At 67.1% G+C, this 14,422-nt stretch carries 19 protein-coding genes and 1 tRNA gene; 9 read left to right on the top strand and 11 right to left on the bottom strand.

The window, feature by feature from the left end:
* Positions 1–4 precede the first annotated feature (4 nt).
* Positions 5–1,351 carry a lysine N(6)-hydroxylase/L-ornithine N(5)-oxygenase family protein gene (locus JVH1_RS12660; protein WP_043780916.1) on the top strand — a complete coding sequence of 449 codons (1,347 nt, stop codon included), beginning with the start codon at positions 5–7 and terminating at the stop codon, positions 1,349–1,351.
* Positions 1,348–1,599, top strand: a complete 252-nt coding sequence (locus JVH1_RS12655; protein WP_005244517.1) for an MbtH family protein — start codon at positions 1,348–1,350, stop codon at positions 1,597–1,599. The genes JVH1_RS12660 and JVH1_RS12655 overlap by 4 nt, the downstream gene beginning before the upstream one ends.
* A gap of 106 nt (positions 1,600–1,705) precedes the next feature.
* Here JVH1_RS12655 and JVH1_RS12650 read toward each other — a convergent pair whose 3' ends face one another.
* Both JVH1_RS12650 and JVH1_RS12645 read right to left on the bottom strand, forming a co-directional pair.
* Complete coding sequence (locus JVH1_RS12650; protein WP_009477785.1) at positions 1,706–3,145, bottom strand: threonine/serine exporter ThrE family protein; 1,440 nt, start codon at positions 3,143–3,145, stop codon at positions 1,706–1,708.
* A gap of 1 nt (position 3,146) precedes the next feature.
* Complete coding sequence (locus JVH1_RS12645; RefSeq protein WP_009477786.1) at positions 3,147–3,524, bottom strand: nuclear transport factor 2 family protein; 378 nt, start codon at positions 3,522–3,524, stop codon at positions 3,147–3,149.
* 72 nt (positions 3,525–3,596) lie between these two features.
* Here JVH1_RS12645 and JVH1_RS12640 point away from each other — a divergent pair.
* Positions 3,597–3,671, top strand: a tRNA-Thr gene (locus JVH1_RS12640).
* 143 nt (positions 3,672–3,814) lie between these two features.
* Positions 3,815–4,018 carry an RNA polymerase sigma factor gene (locus JVH1_RS12635; protein WP_011597055.1) on the top strand — a complete coding sequence of 68 codons (204 nt, stop codon included), beginning with the start codon at positions 3,815–3,817 and terminating at the stop codon, positions 4,016–4,018.
* Positions 4,019–4,031: 13 nt separating this feature from the next.
* Here JVH1_RS12635 and JVH1_RS12630 read toward each other — a convergent pair whose 3' ends face one another.
* The 5 genes from JVH1_RS12630 to JVH1_RS12610 form a co-directional block, all read right to left on the bottom strand.
* The gene (locus JVH1_RS12630) at positions 4,032–5,444 is read right to left on the bottom strand and encodes a lipase family protein (protein WP_009477788.1); all 1,413 of its coding nucleotides are present in this window, start codon (positions 5,442–5,444) and stop codon (positions 4,032–4,034) included.
* Positions 5,445–5,543: 99 nt separating this feature from the next.
* Entirely contained in the window at positions 5,544–6,179 is a 636-nt protein-coding gene (locus JVH1_RS12625; protein WP_009477789.1) for a TetR/AcrR family transcriptional regulator, read from the bottom strand.
* A gap of 42 nt (positions 6,180–6,221) precedes the next feature.
* Positions 6,222–7,301 carry a glycoside hydrolase family 15 protein gene (locus JVH1_RS12620; RefSeq protein WP_009477790.1) on the bottom strand — a complete coding sequence of 360 codons (1,080 nt, stop codon included), beginning with the start codon at positions 7,299–7,301 and terminating at the stop codon, positions 6,222–6,224.
* Between the two features lie 20 nt (positions 7,302–7,321).
* Positions 7,322–8,008: a trehalase-like domain-containing protein gene (locus JVH1_RS12615; RefSeq protein WP_009477791.1), complete on the bottom strand. Its 687-nt coding sequence runs from the start codon at positions 8,006–8,008 to the stop codon at positions 7,322–7,324.
* A gap of 92 nt (positions 8,009–8,100) precedes the next feature.
* Positions 8,101–8,988, bottom strand: coding sequence for a sigma-70 family RNA polymerase sigma factor (locus JVH1_RS12610; RefSeq protein WP_009477792.1), 888 nt, complete (start codon positions 8,986–8,988; stop codon positions 8,101–8,103).
* A 105-nt stretch (positions 8,989–9,093) separates the two neighbouring features.
* Between JVH1_RS12610 and JVH1_RS12605 the strand changes: the two genes are divergently transcribed.
* Positions 9,094–9,858 carry an SDR family oxidoreductase gene (locus tag JVH1_RS12605; RefSeq protein WP_009477793.1) on the top strand — a complete coding sequence of 255 codons (765 nt, stop codon included), beginning with the start codon at positions 9,094–9,096 and terminating at the stop codon, positions 9,856–9,858.
* On the opposite strand, the gene JVH1_RS12600 is transcribed toward JVH1_RS12605, so the two are convergent.
* From JVH1_RS12600 to JVH1_RS12590, 3 genes are read right to left on the bottom strand one after another with little or no spacing between them, the layout of a single operon-like run.
* Positions 9,843–10,748, bottom strand: a complete 906-nt coding sequence (locus JVH1_RS12600) for a SigB/SigF/SigG family RNA polymerase sigma factor (protein WP_009477794.1) — start codon at positions 10,746–10,748, stop codon at positions 9,843–9,845. The two genes, JVH1_RS12605 and JVH1_RS12600, sit on opposite strands and share 16 nt — an antisense overlap.
* A 43-nt stretch (positions 10,749–10,791) precedes the next feature.
* A complete protein-coding gene (locus JVH1_RS12595) occupies positions 10,792–10,938 on the bottom strand; it encodes a hypothetical protein (RefSeq protein WP_009477795.1) in 147 nt (48 codons plus the stop codon).
* Between the two features lie 59 nt (positions 10,939–10,997).
* Positions 10,998–11,141: a hypothetical protein gene (locus JVH1_RS12590; protein WP_009477796.1), complete on the bottom strand. Its 144-nt coding sequence runs from the start codon at positions 11,139–11,141 to the stop codon at positions 10,998–11,000.
* 287 nt (positions 11,142–11,428) lie between these two features.
* Here JVH1_RS12590 and JVH1_RS12585 point away from each other — a divergent pair, with 287 nt between their 5' ends.
* A complete protein-coding gene (locus JVH1_RS12585) occupies positions 11,429–11,782 on the top strand; it encodes a helix-turn-helix transcriptional regulator (protein ID WP_016883982.1) in 354 nt (117 codons plus the stop codon).
* 15 nt (positions 11,783–11,797) lie between these two features.
* Here JVH1_RS12585 and JVH1_RS12580 read toward each other — a convergent pair whose 3' ends face one another.
* Positions 11,798–12,181, bottom strand: a complete 384-nt coding sequence (locus JVH1_RS12580; protein WP_009477798.1) for a hypothetical protein — start codon at positions 12,179–12,181, stop codon at positions 11,798–11,800.
* 240 nt (positions 12,182–12,421) lie between these two features.
* Here JVH1_RS12580 and JVH1_RS12575 point away from each other — a divergent pair, with 240 nt between their 5' ends.
* From JVH1_RS12575 to JVH1_RS12565, 3 genes are all read left to right on the top strand, one after another.
* Positions 12,422–12,730 (top strand): MerR family transcriptional regulator, encoded by a 309-nt coding sequence (locus JVH1_RS12575; protein ID WP_009477800.1) that lies wholly within the window; start codon positions 12,422–12,424, stop codon positions 12,728–12,730.
* Between the two features lie 441 nt (positions 12,731–13,171).
* On the top strand, positions 13,172–13,399 hold the full coding sequence (locus JVH1_RS12570; protein ID WP_009477803.1) for a hypothetical protein: 228 nt from the start codon (positions 13,172–13,174) through the stop codon (positions 13,397–13,399).
* A 47-nt stretch (positions 13,400–13,446) separates the two neighbouring features.
* The gene (locus JVH1_RS12565) at positions 13,447–14,412 is read left to right on the top strand and encodes a hypothetical protein (protein WP_009477804.1); all 966 of its coding nucleotides are present in this window, start codon (positions 13,447–13,449) and stop codon (positions 14,410–14,412) included.
* Positions 14,413–14,422: the final 10 nt, after the last annotated feature.

The following is a 14,422-nucleotide window of genomic DNA, read 5'->3' as shown; positions in this document are numbered from 1 at the left end:
AGCTATGAGTGAATCGCCGGAAACGGTCGGTACAGATCTCCCAGTGCGAGATGTCGTGGGTGTCGGGTTCGGTCCCGCTAACCTCGCCCTGGCCATTGCCATCGAGGAACACAATGCGGAGTGCCCCCCGCGCGAGCGGATCAGCGCGCAGTTCGTCGAGAAGCAGGATCGATTCGGGTGGCATCCCGGGATGCTTCTCGACGGCGCGACGATGCAGATCGCGTTTCCGAAGGACCTGGTGACGTTCCGGAATCCGCGTAGCGCATTCACCTTCTTCAACTACCTCTTCGATCAGGGTCGCCTCGTCGACTTCGTCAATCACCAGACCTTCTTTCCGACACGTCACGAGTTTCACGACTACCTGCAGTGGGCGGCGCGCCGAGTCGACGCCGACGTGCGATACGGCACCGCTGTGGAGACCGTACGCGGAATCCGCGGTGACGACGGGGTGATCGACCGTTTCGAGGTCCGCACCGCCGACGGCAGCACGGTGATCGCGCGCAACGTCGTGATGGGCGCCGGTCTGCGGGAACGAATCCCCGAGTGGGCCAACCCCTCTGCGCGGTGCTTCCACAACCACCAGTTCCTGTTCCGGCTCGGCGAGATGCCGGCCCCGGTCCACCATCGGTTCGTCGTCCTCGGGGCAGGCCAGAGCGCCGCCGAGATCGTGCAGTACCTGCACGGAAACTACCCCGAAGCCGAAGTCCACAGCGTCTTCTCGCGGTACGGGTACAGCCCGGCCGACGACAGCCCGTACGCCAACCGCATCTTCGATCCCGAGGCGGTCGACGACCTGCACGGCGCCCCGGAGGCGGAGCGACTGCGATTGCTGGATGTCCATAGGAGTACTAACTATTCGGTGGTCGACATCGAGCTCATCAACGAGCTCTACGCGACCGAATACCAGGAACGCGTGCGTGGGCGTCGCCGCCTCTTCATGCGACGCGCGTCGGAGATCATTGCCGTCGACGAGACTTCGGACGGAATCGAGGTGGCTGTCCGCAGCGGTGTGGACGGCCTCACCGACACTCTCGCTTGCGACGCACTGATTCTGGCCACCGGTTTCACTCCCGCACCCCTCGAGCCTCTTCTCGGAGATCTCGCGCCGAAAATCCACCCGCCGCGTGAAGTGGGCCGAGATTACAGATTGGCGGTTTCACCGGACGTCACAGCGGGAATCTATCTGCAGGGCGGCACGGAGAAAACGCACGGAATCACGTCGTCGCTCCTGTCGAATGTTGCCGTGCGGGCGGGAGAGATCGTTACATCTGTCGTAACAAGGCGTGGCCGCAACGGCACGCTTGCTAGTGTGAACGCACAGGACACGTATGCGACAAGCGAGGCGAGATGAGCACCAATCCATTCGATGACGAAGAAGGCCGCTTCTACGTGCTGGTGAACGATGAGGACCAGCACTCACTGTGGCCCACGTTCTCTGAGGTGCCGGCAGGCTGGCGCGTAGTTTTCGGCGAGGAAAGCCGGGCCGCGTGCCTCGAGTACGTGGAGAAGAACTGGACCGACATGCGGCCGAAGAGCCTGCGTGAGGCCATGGAGGCCGACGAGAAGTCGGGCGGACGGCACAGCGTCGACAAGAGCTGACCTCCCCGGCGCCGCGTTTCGGCGACGATGTGCCGGGACGACCGTCCGGTGAGACACCGGCGGTCGTACCCGGCAGACGGCCCACAGGCCGTCACCTGAAACTGCCTCAGGCCGCCTTCTGTGCGTGTGTTTCGACCGCCTTCCGCCGCCTCGTCTTGAAGACGGGGCGGCGGATGTCGTCTGTGCGACGCAGGATGCGCGGCCTCCGCATGGTCCGGGCAATCCATTCGCCTAGCGTGACGCCCGCCGCGAGCGCGCAACCGATACCGAACGCCGCCAGCAGCGAGCTCAGTCCGATCACCACTTCGTTGTTGAGCAGGGCGTACAGACCTCGGTACAGAGACAGACCCGGCAGCAGTGGTGTGATACCCGCCACCACGACGACCAGCGGCGGCGTGAGCGCGCGGCGGGCCATCAGACCACCGGCGAACCCGACCACTGTGGCCGCGAGTGCCGAACCGATGATGGGGCCGATGCCGAACTGGTGCGCCACCATGTAGACCAGGGCGCCGGCCGCACCGCCGAACCACGCGGCCGTGAGCGCGCGCTGCTCGGCGTAACAGGCCAGCGCATAGAACATCGACGCGAACGCGCCCGACATCACCAGCACGGGTAGTTGCACGAGTTCCGTGATCTCGACGTTGACGGGTGGCAGCGTCGAACCCAGCACGCCGGTCAGACGCAACGAGATGGCCACACCGGCGATGATGCCACCGGTCATCATGACCACTTCGAAGAATCGCGCCGCCGCCGTGATCGGTGCCCCCGTGATGGCGTCCTGCACCGAACCGACCAGCGACAGCCCGGACAACAGCACCACCACACCGGCCGAAATGATCTGCGAGGGTCTGATGTCGACACCCAGCTGATCCTGGAACGTATAGAGCGTCGCCGCCGGGGTCGCGGCCACCAGACCGCCCGCCACCTGCTGGAAGAAGAACGGCAGGCCGATGCGGTTGAGGACGCGGTTGACCCGGTAGATCACCATCGTCGTCAGGAAGGCGACCGATGCGACCAGCACCCCACCGCCCATCAACACGGAGACCGACGCGGCCATGGACGCCCAGGCGAGCGTCGCGATCCAGCGGTTGTACGGGTGCGGCGCCGTGGTGACCGCGGTCAGGGCCTCGTGTGCCTCGCTGGGGGTGACGGCCTCACGGCGGATCCGCCGCGTGAGCCGGTCCACCGCCGCGAGACGGGTGAAGTCCATCGAGCGGTAGTGCACTATCCGCATCGTGCTCGCCGGCGGGAGGGTTGGCCCCCGGTATGCGGACAGCACGATGGAGTTGTACGTGACATCCACATCGCACTGGGCGAGGCCGTACGTGGCGGCGATGAACTGCACCTGCTCGGCGGTGTCCATCGCACCGGTGCCCGACGCGAGGAGCACTTCACCGACACGCACGGCGAGGTCGAGTACTTCGGCGACCACAGCGTCGTCGGTGAGGTCGATCGGCTGCAGCGGTGTGGGTGCAGCGGTGACCGCATCGACCGTTGCGCGACGGTCGCCTGTGAGACGTTGGAGGGTTTCTGTGAGCTTGGCCATACTACGTGTCGGAGACAAGGTCTTTCTCGGTCAAATCGGTAGCGGAGAGTGCAGACTCGAGTGTCTCGTGGCGGAACGTGGAGATGACCTGATCGTGGACGACACGGAATGCAGAGGCCAGGATACGCGTCTCCTCGGGGTCCGCCCACGTGGCCTGCTGTTCGACCACCAGCACCCCGTCGTAGTAATACATTCGCTGCGGAATCAGCGTGATGCCCGCGGTAGACGCCCATTCCCGCAACGCCGCCAGGCCCTGGGTGGCGCCTTTCGGCCCACCCATCTCGATGTCGTCGCTCGACAGCGACAGCAGAGTGTCGATGTCACCGGAGTTGAGGGCGTCGTGCCAAGCGAGGACAGTGGCGATCTCCGAGGTACTCATGGCTCCAACGCTATCCAATGTGGGCGGAAGTGGCCGACGTTCCTGCAATGGATATGATGGGCGCGCGTGTCCGCCTCCTTAGCTCAGTGGTAGAGCACTCGCCTTGTAAGCGAGCGGTCGTCAGTTCAATCCTGACAGGAGGCTCCACCGCGGAATTGCCTCCGCACACAGAGGGCCACCTTCCCCCGGGAAGGTGGCCCTCCGTCTTCCCCGCACGCTCACCCCTGGGTGGGCAGTTCGTCACCCTGGGGTCCCTGTCTCCGACCCCGCCGGTCATTGACGATGAGTACATGCAAGTGAATTCGTGCAGGTCGGCGGTACTGGATGCAATGGAAGCGCTGCCCGCCCTCGAAAGGGAGGCACTGGCCCTCGTGTACTACCGGGGAATGTCCTGCGACGAGGTGGCGGACACGATGCAGATCAGCGTCGCCACCGTCCGGGACCGCCTCCACGAGGGGGCGCGCAGACTGCTCGCCGGGGTCGGCGCCGTCTGATCGGACCGCGCCCTCACATGCCGATCGGCTGACCGAGCAGGCTCGCGATCGTGTCGCCGACGATCGACGACCACACCGGCCACGTCGCCTGGTCGAGGGCCATCGATCCCACGTCGTGGGTGCTGCATCCGGTCTCGGCCGGGACCCCGGCGAACCGGTCCCGCAGCCACATCAGGGCGCGCGCCGCCGCGACCGGTTCGAGGGACAGGTGCTCGCTGGCGTGGTCGCGGGTGTACGTCACCCGGGCGTCCGGGTCCTGGCAGTAGGTGTCGACGAGTGTGTCGACGGGCCCGACCGGCACCAGCCAGTCCGGGTTCGCCTGGTACATGAACATCGGAACGTCCGGGACCCGGTGACCCATCTTCGTCCGGTCGAGTACCGACTCGACCACCGGATCGCGCAGCGGGTCGCCGCTCGGGCTGTCGAACAGGCCCCGCAGGTTCGCGAACGGCAGGAGCGCCGATTGGTAGCTCACGCAGAGGTTGCTCTTGGCGGCCAGGAGCTGTTTGCCGAGTGGATTCAGGTGGGTGTCGAGATACTCCGCGAGCTCGGGATAATCACGGCTCACGCCGAACACGCCGCCCAGCACGATTCCCGCGCTCAGGTTGTTGTCGGCGAGATCGACGAGGGCGCCGAGATCGGCCGGGATGCCGCCTTCGGCCGCACCGACGATGTTCAGGTCCGGTGCGTAGCTCGCGTGGAGTTCGGCGGCGTGACCCGTCGCGATCGCGCCTCCGGAATAGCCCATCAACCCGACCGGAGTCTGCCTGCCTGTCAGGCCCAGTGGGCCGAAGTTCTCCGCCGCCCGGATCCCGTCCAGGGTGATGCGGCCCGCGAGGGGCCCGGCCGCATACGCGGCGTTCGGGCCCTGGTGATCCGGCAGCACGACGGCCCATCCCTGGGCGAGGGCGGCCTGCGCCTCGAGGAACTGCAGCGGCGCGACGATCTGACCGGTCAGCGGCGCGGGCACGGACCACTGCTGCAGTGCGTACGAAGCGGCGCAGTACTTGCCGAGGGAGTCTTCCGCCGGCTGGAGCGAGAGCAGATTGCGGACGCCGTCGATCGTGCCCCGGGGCTTGACGACCGTCGCGACCGCCGGGATCGGCTCGTCCCGCGAGTTGGTGGAGCGATACGACAGCTGCCACGCGTCGACGTTTACCGGAAACACCGACAGGTTCGCCAGGTCCACTTCGCGGGCGGCGATGATTTCGCCCGGCTCGGCCGCCGCGACCACGTCCGCCGGTGGTTCGTAGAACCCCCGGTCGGCCTCGGGCCAGGCGGGGACGGTGGTAGCCGGCTGCACGTCCACCGGAGTTCCGTCGTCGGCGGGAGCCCCGACCGACGGCGCGGCGACGGCGAGCTGTGCGCCCACCACCATCGCTCCCACCAGCAGCATTCGACGTCGTCGTGCTCTCGATCCGATCATGTGGTCCTCCCCGGGCCGAAGTGAGACGTCTATGTCTCACTTTGAGCAGACCTTAGATGAGGTGTGACGGGTATCGCAATACTCGCGAGTAAGTTCGGTTCAGGTCTGGTCGGTGACCAGCGCGATGAGCATCGTGCTCAGAACGTCCACCAGCACCGACGGGGACGGCCTGGGGGAGGCGGTGCTCCAGTGGTGGGCGAGATCGTTGACCGCCCCGATGAAGGCGATCGACACCATCGCGAACCGCTCGGGCGGGTCGACGATGCCGCCGTCGATCGTGCGGGTGACGGTTTCGAAGAGTTGCGCCCACTGCGTGCGGCGCTCGAGGCGGTACTGCTCGACCCGCGGGCCCGCCCCGACCACCTCCACGAAGATGATCCTGGCCCGCCGCTCGTCCGTGCCGACCGATTCGATGTAGGCCGTCATGACGGTGCCGGCGACGGTCCGGGGATCCCGCGAGGGCGCCCGGTCGTTCGCGGCGAGCACCGCGTCCCGGGCCTCGTCCTGAATCGTGTCGTAGAGCGCGAGGAGGATGTCCTCGCGGCTGCCGAACTCCTCGTAGAACTGGCGACGCGACAGGCCGGCGTGGGCACAGATGTCGCTGATCGAACTGTGGGCGTACGTCTTCTCCGCGAAGACCGACAGGGCGGAGTCGAGGAACCGCGCCCGGCGGGCTACGCGACGTTCCGCAACCGGTTGGCCGCTGTACGTCCGATTCGACTCTGCTCGGGACACGATCTCAGCCTACGGTGACGGGACGTGGGGGCCCGCCTGGGCTCACATCAGTTCCCGCATCCGCTCGTGCAGGATGATGCGCCCCGCGGCCTCGATCAGCGCGAGGTGGGAGAACGCCTGCGGGAAATTGCCGAGATGACGGCCGGTGCTCGTGTCGAACTCTTCGGCGTACAGCCCCAGGGGCGAGGACACGCTGAGCAACCGCTCCATCAAATCGGTTGCCTCCTGTACCTGTTCGACCACGGTCAGTGCCGACACCAGCCAGAACGAGCAGATCAGGAAGCTGCCCTCCTTCCCCGACAGTCCGTCGTCGGTTTCGCCGGTGCGGTAGCGCAGGACGAATCCGTCTTCGGTGAGATCGGTTGCGATGGCGTCGACCGTGGCACGCAGGAGCTGGTCCCCGCGGGGAAGGAATCCGAACACCGCGGCGAGCAGGGTCGACGCGTCCAGCGCCTCGGTGTCGTAGTGCTGGCGCAGCACCCCGTTCCTCACCCCGTGCTCGAGGATGTCGGCACGGATCTCTTCGGCTGTGGCACAACAGGTTTCCTCGGCCGAGCGATCGCCGCGGATGCCCGCGATCTTCGACGCCCGGTCGAGTGCCACCCAGCACATCAGCTTCGACGACACGTAGTGCTGCGGTGCGCCGCGAGCCTCCCAGATCCCCTGATCGGGGTTGCGCCACACCGCCGCCGCGCACGTCGCCTGCTGCTGTACGAGCGGCCACAGCCGGCGGGGGAGGCGCTTGCTGCGGACCGTGTGCAACAGGATCGAGTCGAGGACGGCGCCGAACACGTCGTTCTGCCGCTGGTCGAACGCGCCGTTGCCGATGCGCACCGGTCGCGCGCCCGCGTAGCCGGACAGGTCGTCGCGGGTCGACTCCGTCAGGTCGCGGGTGCCGTCGATTCCGTACATGATCTGCAGTGCGCCATCGCCGTTCGACTCGAGATCGGCGATGAACTGCATGAACTCGTCGGCCTCCCAGTCCAGGTTCAGATAGTGCAGGGCCTGCAGAGTGAACGTGGAGTCACGCATCCACGTGTATCGGTAGTCCCAATTGCGTTCGCCGCCGGGAGTTTCCGGCAGGGATGTGGTGAGTGCCGCGACGGTGGCGCCGGTCGGCATGTACGTGAGTCCCTTGATGGTCAGAGCGGATCGCTGGATCGCCTCCCGCCACCGGTGGTCGGGGAACTGCAGTAGAGGGTTTCACCCTTCTCCAGCACGTGGCGGGCGCGGACCCGCCCACCCTCGATGCCGAGCGCCATGTCCGTCCGCAGGCGCAGGGTCCGACCCGCGCCGCTCGCGTCGGCGGTGTACCGATCGCCGTCCACCAGAACCCACTCCGCCGGTGTGCGCCCGTAGTCGAACACGGGCTCGCACACCAACTCCACCTCCACACTGCCGTCGAGGCAGGTGACCGTGCGGACCAGCATGTGAGCGGCATCTTCGTCTGCGGGTGGCCGTGTGTGGGGAGTGACGGTGTCCTCGCCGCGGCTCGGACCCATCGTCAACGCACTGCGCACGGTCACCCAGCCGGTCGGCGTGTTCCACACCGCCGAGATGGTGTTGCTTCCCGGCTCGTACTGCCGGGACGCCGGAACGTTGAGCCCGAACGGGCCGATCCGGAACATCCCCGCCCCGCGGTCGAGGAGGGACCCGAACACGCTGGGTGAGTCGAACCGGGGCACGCACAGCCAGTCGACGGAACCGTCCGGCGCGATCAGCGCCCCGGTGTGGCAGTTCGAGAGGAAGGCGTAGTCGGCGATCGGCGGGAACGGGGACGGCGCGGCCGCGCTCTGGGGTGGGGCATCGTCGTCCGAGGCAGTAGTCACGTTCGCGCCCCTCTCCCGGCAGTGTCGACCACCTCCATGCTGCGGGTCGGGGCGCGCAGGGTCATCACCCTGTACGGGTGACCGGCGTCCCGTCAGTCATCGAGCACCGCGAGATCGAGTCGCCGGACGCGATCGGGTTCTGCGATGACGTCGATCTCGGTGATCCTGCCGTCCGCGATTGTGAACGCCAGCACCAGGTGCAGCCGACCGTGGAGAGCCATCACGAGCCCGGCCGCCCCGTTCACCAGGGCGACCTGCGTGGACCGGGCCCGTTCCGAAGAGGCGAGCGCGCCCCTGGCCACGACCCGGGCACCCCGGATAAGGAGAGGTGCCGGGGTGGGTCCGACCGCCGGATCCGCCCGAAGCACCACGTCCGGATCGAGCAGGGCGACCAGAGCGTCGAAGTCGCCGCCGCGGGTCGCGGCCAGATAGGCGTCGACGACACGGCGCTGGCGGTCCAGATCCGCCGTGTCCGGCGCCGGGGAGGCCCCTTTCACCCGTCGACGGGCGCGGCTGGCGAGTTGCCGCACCGCCGGGGAGGAGCGGCCCACGACGGGGGCGACGTCGTCGAAGGGCACGTCGAACATGTCGTGCAGGACGAACGCGAGCCGCTCGGCCGGGGTCAGCGTGTCGAGCACCACGAGCAGGGCCAGGCCGACCGAGTCCGCCAGCATCGCTTCGTGTTCGGGGTCGCCACCGTCCCCGTGACCGACGACCGGATCGTGTGCCTGCACGTCGAGAGGTTCCTCGCGCCGCTGCTCGCGTGAGCGGAGCACGTTCAGGCACACCCGCGACACCACCGTGATCAGCCACGCCTCGAGATTGTCCACGTCATCGGTGTCGGCGCGGCTCGTGCGCAGCCACGCCTCCTGGACGGCGTCGTCGGCCTCGCTCACCGAGCCCAGCATCCGGTACGCGACGGCCCGCAGCCGGGGCCGGTGTTCCTCGAAACGCTCCGTCAGCCGATCGCGGTCGTCCACCGTGTCACATTCCTTCCTCGCCGCGTGTCTTAGCAGTAGATCCACCGAACACCAGCTGTCGGGACCGGGAAACCGAGTCCCACACCCAACGAATCTGGAGAGATCATGTCATCACCCATTCTGATCACCGGCGGCACGGGCACGCTCGGACGTCAGGTCGTCCCACTGCTGCGGGCGGCGGGACGGGACGTGCGCGTTCTCAGCCGGCACGGCCGCGAGCCGGGCGACGGCGTCGAGTATCTGGCCGGTGACCTGTTCGAGGGCAAGGGAATAGAGCCCGCACTGGAGGGCGTCGAGACCGTTCTGCACCTGGCGGGCGGACCCAAGGGCGACGAGGTGGCGACGCGGAACCTGGTGGACGCCGCCTCGCGCGCCGGGGTGCAGCACCTGGTGTACATCTCGGTGATCGGTGCCGACGGCGTTCCGCTCGGCTGGTTCGGATCCAAGCTGGCCGCGGAACGAGCGGTGGCCGACTCGGGTGTGCCGTGGACGACGCTGCGCGCGGCCCAGTTCCACGACCTGGTGCTGACCATGCTGCAGAAGATGGTGAAACTGCCGGTGATTCCGGTCCCGGGCGGACTGCGGTTCCAGCCGGTCGACTCGGGGGAGGTCGCGGCGCGTCTGGTGGAACTGACCCTTGGGGCACCGGCGGGCCTGGTTCCCGACCTGCCCGGGCCGGCCGTGTACGGGATGGCCGAGCTGGTGCGCGGATACCTGCAGGCGACCGGACGGCGTCGGCTGATGATGCCGGTGCGGATGCCGGGGAAGGCCGGCCGCGCGTACCGGGAGGGCGCGAACCTGTCACTCGACGTCGCAGCGACGGGCAAGCGGACGTGGGAGGACTTCCTGGCCGCCTACGAGAGCATCTGACCGCCCACCTCGGCGAGTTTCCCGCGCAGGTCCGCCAGCGTCTTGGTCAGGAGCCGGGACACCTGCATCTGCGACACACCTACCCGCGCCGCGATCTGCGACTGGGTCATGTTGCCGAAGAAGCGCAGGACCAGCACGGTGCGTTCGAGGTCGGGAAGTGATTCCAGCAGAGGTGCGAGGACCACGTGGTCCTCGACGTGTGCGAGGGCCGGGTCGACGTCGCCGATCGTCTCCGACAGCGGGCGTTCGTTCTCGCCGAGTGGGAAATCGGTGGAGAGGGTGCTGTACGCGTCGGCGACCCGGAGCCCCTGCACCACTTCGTCCTTGTCGATCCCGACGGCCTCGGCCAGTTCGCTCGCCGTCGGGGCGCGTCCGAGTGTGGTGGTCAGTTCGGTCGTCGCGTTGGTGAGGGAGAGGTGCAGTTCCTGCATGCTGCGCGGGACGCGCATGGCCCACCCCGTGTCGCGGAAGTGCCTGCGAACTTCGCCGGTGATGGTCGGGACGGCGTAGGACACGAAGTTCGCTCCGCAGCGGGCGTCGAAGCGGTCGACGGCCTTGACGAGACCGAGGCGGGCGACCTGGATCAGGTCGTCGAGCGGTTCTCCGCGACCGTGGAAACGCCGGGCGATGTGTTCGGCGAGCGGCAGGCAACGTTCGATCAGCCGCTGGCGCAACACTTCGCGGCGGGGGTCGGAGGCTGCGAGCCGGCCGATGGCCTCGCACTGCGCGGGCACGTCGCGGTATTGGTCGCGCTCGCGGCGCGCGGGCTCGAGCCGTCGGTCGGCTGCTGCGACATCTGCCGCAGGCTTCGAGCGATGCGTCGGCGTCGTCCTCGTGGGGATGCGACGGATTTCGCACGATGGTGCGACGAGCTGGGTGGACACGTTCATGGCTCTGCCCTTCTCTGACCTGCCGGCATCGGCAATGGCGTCGCTATTCGACGAGTGCGGGGGAGGTGTCGGTGACCTCGTCGGCGAACATCGCCTCGATCCGGGCCTTGATTTCCTCGGTGCTCATCGTTGCTCCGCCTCGCGTGGCAGTAGTGGTGGCGGAAGCGTGGGATGTGGAGCTGGCGGGCATGAGCGCTGTGTCCTGTCGGGTGTGAAGGGTCGGTGTGGAAAAGGTGGCCGGGCAGGCCGTCAGATCGGCAGCGACGAGAGGAGAGTGAGCGCGCTGAGGGCCAGCGTGGCGATCAGGCCGCCGGCGATCGCTCCGCCGCTGCCTGCGCCGAGAACGAGGACTTCTCCGTCGTGGGGAGCGTTCTGCGGGTCGTGTGTGGTCATCGGTTCTCCTTGGTGCCCACCTCGTGGTGAGAACTTATCTGCGTTCAAGAATATAGATTTGTTCTACAGCCATCGCGCAGGAAGTTCAAGCGGAATGAGCAAGATTGCTGCTCGAGAGGGCGAGCGCCGGACGGAGAACCGGACGGGTAAGGAATCAGATGAGGCAGGGTGACACTCAGGCCACCCGGGGAACTGCGGTGCAGGAGCGCGGAAGCGCGGTCCGCGTAGGGCAGAGCGAACCTGCACCCCCTGCGGCACATTGTGTCTTCCGGGCCTTGATAGGATTGATGCGCCCTGAGAAGAAGGGAGATCCGGTGACGTCCTCTCATGTGCCGCTTCGATCGCAGCGGGGTGTGTACGGGATCTCGGTAACGTCGGAGCTGACGGGTATCGGGCCGCAGACGCTGCGCTTGTACGAGCGGCGAGGGTTGATCACACCGACTCGCACGGGCGGTGGAACACGCCGGTACAGCGAGGACGATGTCGCGCGCCTCCAGAAGATCACCGAACTCGTCGCGGCCGGTGTCAATCTGATCGGAATCGGTCAGATTCTTCAGCTCGAAGCCGAGAACGCGATCCTCGCGGCCCGCAACGCCGAGCTGGAGCAGCTCGTGAAGTCCGAGGTCCCTGGTCGGGCCTGAGTCGCGCCTACCGGCTCAGCTGGTGGACTGGTCGTCGGTGGAGTTGAACGCGTCGAACGAGGCGTCGGCCGACTGCCATTTGCCCTCGGCCCGGATATCGGCGAACGCGAGGTCGAACGCGTCGACGAGCCATGCGTGCTCGGCGGCTGCCAGCAGTTCGTCCGAAGTTCCGTCGGTGACTCCCTGGTAGAGGCTCACCCGCCATTCGGATGTGTCGTCGGCGGCATCGGTCAGTCCGTCGGCAGCGTTGGATGCGAGAAGGTAGCGGTTGTACTCGAAATCGACCCGGATCGCATAGCCCGCACCGGTGTTGACCACATTTGCCGGTCGCTGGGTAGCCGCGGTGAGCGCAGTGAGGGCGTCGCGGTAACGATCTGCGTGTTCCTGAGTGCGGGGCACCGTCTTCTCGTCTCTGGCGCAGCGGCCGTGGCACTCGCGGCCACGACACCTCCACGAACCCTGCCCGGGTGGCGTCGGTTCGCGTTCGGTTCGGCTCCGAGATTACGTCACCCTGCCCTGGCCCTCGCCGCAGCCGAGGGTGCATGCTGAGTGGAATATGCAAAATCTATATCCGGTGTTGCAGATTCATTTCGTTCGTTTGTTAACATCGGGTGTTCCTTAAGCAGAAGGGAGCCTGTTGTGACCATCGACGCCTTACCCCGCTCCTGTCGCGGGGTCTACGGAATTGCGGTGACGTCGGAGTTGACGGGCATCGGCCCGCAGACCCTGCGCCTGTACGAGCGTCGCGGATTGCTGACCCCTGCCCGGACCAGCGGCGGCACCCGTAGATACAGCGACGACGATCTGGTCAGGTTGGAGCGCATAGCGCAGCTCATGGAGGACGGAGTGAACGTCCCGGGCATTCAGAGGATCCTCGCGCTCGAATCCGAGAACGCAGATCTGGCGTCCCGGTTGGAGGGGTCGGAAAGCGGCGCATCCGGAGAGTGATCAAGTTGCCGGGTTCGACCGATCGTCGGGTCGATGTCGGTGCCCGCCCCCGGTCTTCTCGAGCACTGGGATCCGCTGTATGTGTCATTCTCGCTGGTCCCGGCGGTTTCGGTGTCGCCGTCCCCACATCGACCGATTCTCTTGCTTGGATGGGTTGAACTTTACTGCTGAGTAGATAAGATGAAATCTATATCAGCCAGAGCAGATAAGTTGACGATCCGAACGCGCCGCACGCAGACGAGCATGTGACGTTGCGGCAGGGAGAGAACACGCAATGGCCGAACCCGACACTGCCCGTGCAGTCGATGTCGTCAGCGAACTGACGCTGTAAATCGCGAAACCCGGGATCTGCACGAAGGCGCCGACAGCGTCGTCCGGCGAACATTCCCTCGTGTAGTCCCGACTCTGGTCCGCATTCGACTCCAGACGGGAAATCGAACAATGACCCTTGCCCACAATGCAGCCCGCACGAGCACTCCCCGGCACGCGAAGAACCAGCAGGACGAGCCCGACGGTCGTTTCTCGCTCGGGACCGCTCTCGTCGCTGCGCTCGTTGCCGCCGTGCCCGCGATGTCCGTGACCGGATCGGCGGTCCTCGCGGCCGTCACCGCCGCGGCCGTTCTCGCCGGCGTCCTACTCGCGGCGTATCTCATCTCCAGCCTGATCTGACCGCACGCCCGATCCGACCGCACCCCACGAACTGGAAAGGACACATCATGACCGTTACCACCGTCCCCACTCTGATCACCCAGCTGCACGCCGTACTCGATCTGACCAACACCGAGATCCAGGTCGCCGAAACCCGCGTCGCGCAAGCGCGCACCGAGGCCGTGCGCCGAGAACTCACCGAGAACGCCGAGAACGGGCGCCTCCGCGCAGAGGCGATCGAACGCGCCATCCGCGATCTCGGGGGAGTGCCGGAGATCGTCGGTCCGCTGTTCGGCCGGCTGGCGGCGTCGCTGAAGGCGATGGCGGAGCAGGCGCAGCCGTTCGACGAGGCCCTGCTCGGCGACCTCGCCCTCGAACACCAGTTGCTCGACCGGGCGCGGTACGTGAAGGCCCTCGCGACCGCGGCCGGGAAGCAGGACGTCGTCCGGTTGGCCGATCGATTGGTCACCGCGCACGCCGCGACCGTCGACTGGTTGACCACGGTGCTCGCGGAGGAGGCGCTCGGTGGGCCGGCGGCCCTGCGACGCACCCCGTTCCAGGCGGCGACCGGCGCCACGATCCGGCTGATCAACGTCCCCGTCTCGTGGTCCGCGCGTGGCATCGACCGTGCCCTCGACACGGCCCGCACCACCCCGCCGATGCTGAGCGCGTTGCTCGGTCGAGGCGCCCACGCGGGCGACGTCGCCGTGAAGACGCTTGCCGCCTCGCGTGATGCCGCCCTCGAAACGGCGGAGCAGGTCACTCGCAACGAAGGCGCCGACGGAATCGCCGACGCGATCCATTCCGCACGCGCCGCCGGTGGCGTCCTGGAGGCGGACGAACTCCCGATCGCCGACTACGACGACCTCAACGTGTCCCAGGCGGTAGCCGCGGTCAAGGAACTGACCGATCCCTCCGACGTACGCATCGTCGTCGCCTACGAGGAGGCCCACAAGAATCGCCAGGGCGTGGTCTCCGCGGCCCAGACGCGACTGGCCGGAATCGCACAGGAGGTTGCCGGTATCGGCAACTGACGCAACACCG

The sequence above is a fragment of the Rhodococcus sp. JVH1 genome, from assembly GCF_000280725.2.
Classification (GTDB): domain Bacteria; phylum Actinomycetota; class Actinomycetes; order Mycobacteriales; family Mycobacteriaceae; genus Rhodococcus_F; species Rhodococcus_F jostii_A.
The sequence above is the reverse complement of the archived record's forward strand: the minus strand, read 5'-3'. Positions and strand labels throughout refer to the sequence as shown.

Bases quoted from the DNA above. Each gene is read 5' to 3' on its own strand.
- JVH1_RS12660 (WP_043780916.1), top strand. From the start codon at position 5: ATGAGTGAATCGCCGGAAACGGTCGGTACAGATCTCCCAGTGCGAGAT.
- JVH1_RS12655 (WP_005244517.1), top strand. From the start codon at position 1,348: ATGAGCACCAATCCATTCGATGACGAAGAAGGCCGCTTCTACGTGCTG.
- JVH1_RS12650 (WP_009477785.1), bottom strand. From the start codon at position 3,145: ATGGCCAAGCTCACAGAAACCCTCCAACGTCTCACAGGCGACCGTCGC.
- JVH1_RS12645 (WP_009477786.1), bottom strand. From the start codon at position 3,524: ATGAGTACCTCGGAGATCGCCACTGTCCTCGCTTGGCACGACGCCCTC.
- JVH1_RS12635 (WP_011597055.1), top strand. From the start codon at position 3,815: ATGCAAGTGAATTCGTGCAGGTCGGCGGTACTGGATGCAATGGAAGCG.
- JVH1_RS12630 (WP_009477788.1), bottom strand. From the start codon at position 5,444: ATGATCGGATCGAGAGCACGACGACGTCGAATGCTGCTGGTGGGAGCG.
- JVH1_RS12620 (WP_009477790.1), bottom strand. From the start codon at position 7,301: ATGCCGACCGGCGCCACCGTCGCGGCACTCACCACATCCCTGCCGGAA.
- JVH1_RS12605 (WP_009477793.1), top strand. From the start codon at position 9,094: ATGTCATCACCCATTCTGATCACCGGCGGCACGGGCACGCTCGGACGT.
- JVH1_RS12600 (WP_009477794.1), bottom strand. From the start codon at position 10,748: ATGAACGTGTCCACCCAGCTCGTCGCACCATCGTGCGAAATCCGTCGC.
- JVH1_RS12595 (WP_009477795.1), bottom strand. From the start codon at position 10,938: ATGCCCGCCAGCTCCACATCCCACGCTTCCGCCACCACTACTGCCACG.
- JVH1_RS12590 (WP_009477796.1), bottom strand. From the start codon at position 11,141: ATGACCACACACGACCCGCAGAACGCTCCCCACGACGGAGAAGTCCTC.
- JVH1_RS12585 (WP_016883982.1), top strand. From the start codon at position 11,429: ATGCGCCCTGAGAAGAAGGGAGATCCGGTGACGTCCTCTCATGTGCCG.
- JVH1_RS12570 (WP_009477803.1), top strand. From the start codon at position 13,172: ATGACCCTTGCCCACAATGCAGCCCGCACGAGCACTCCCCGGCACGCG.
- JVH1_RS12565 (WP_009477804.1), top strand. From the start codon at position 13,447: ATGACCGTTACCACCGTCCCCACTCTGATCACCCAGCTGCACGCCGTA.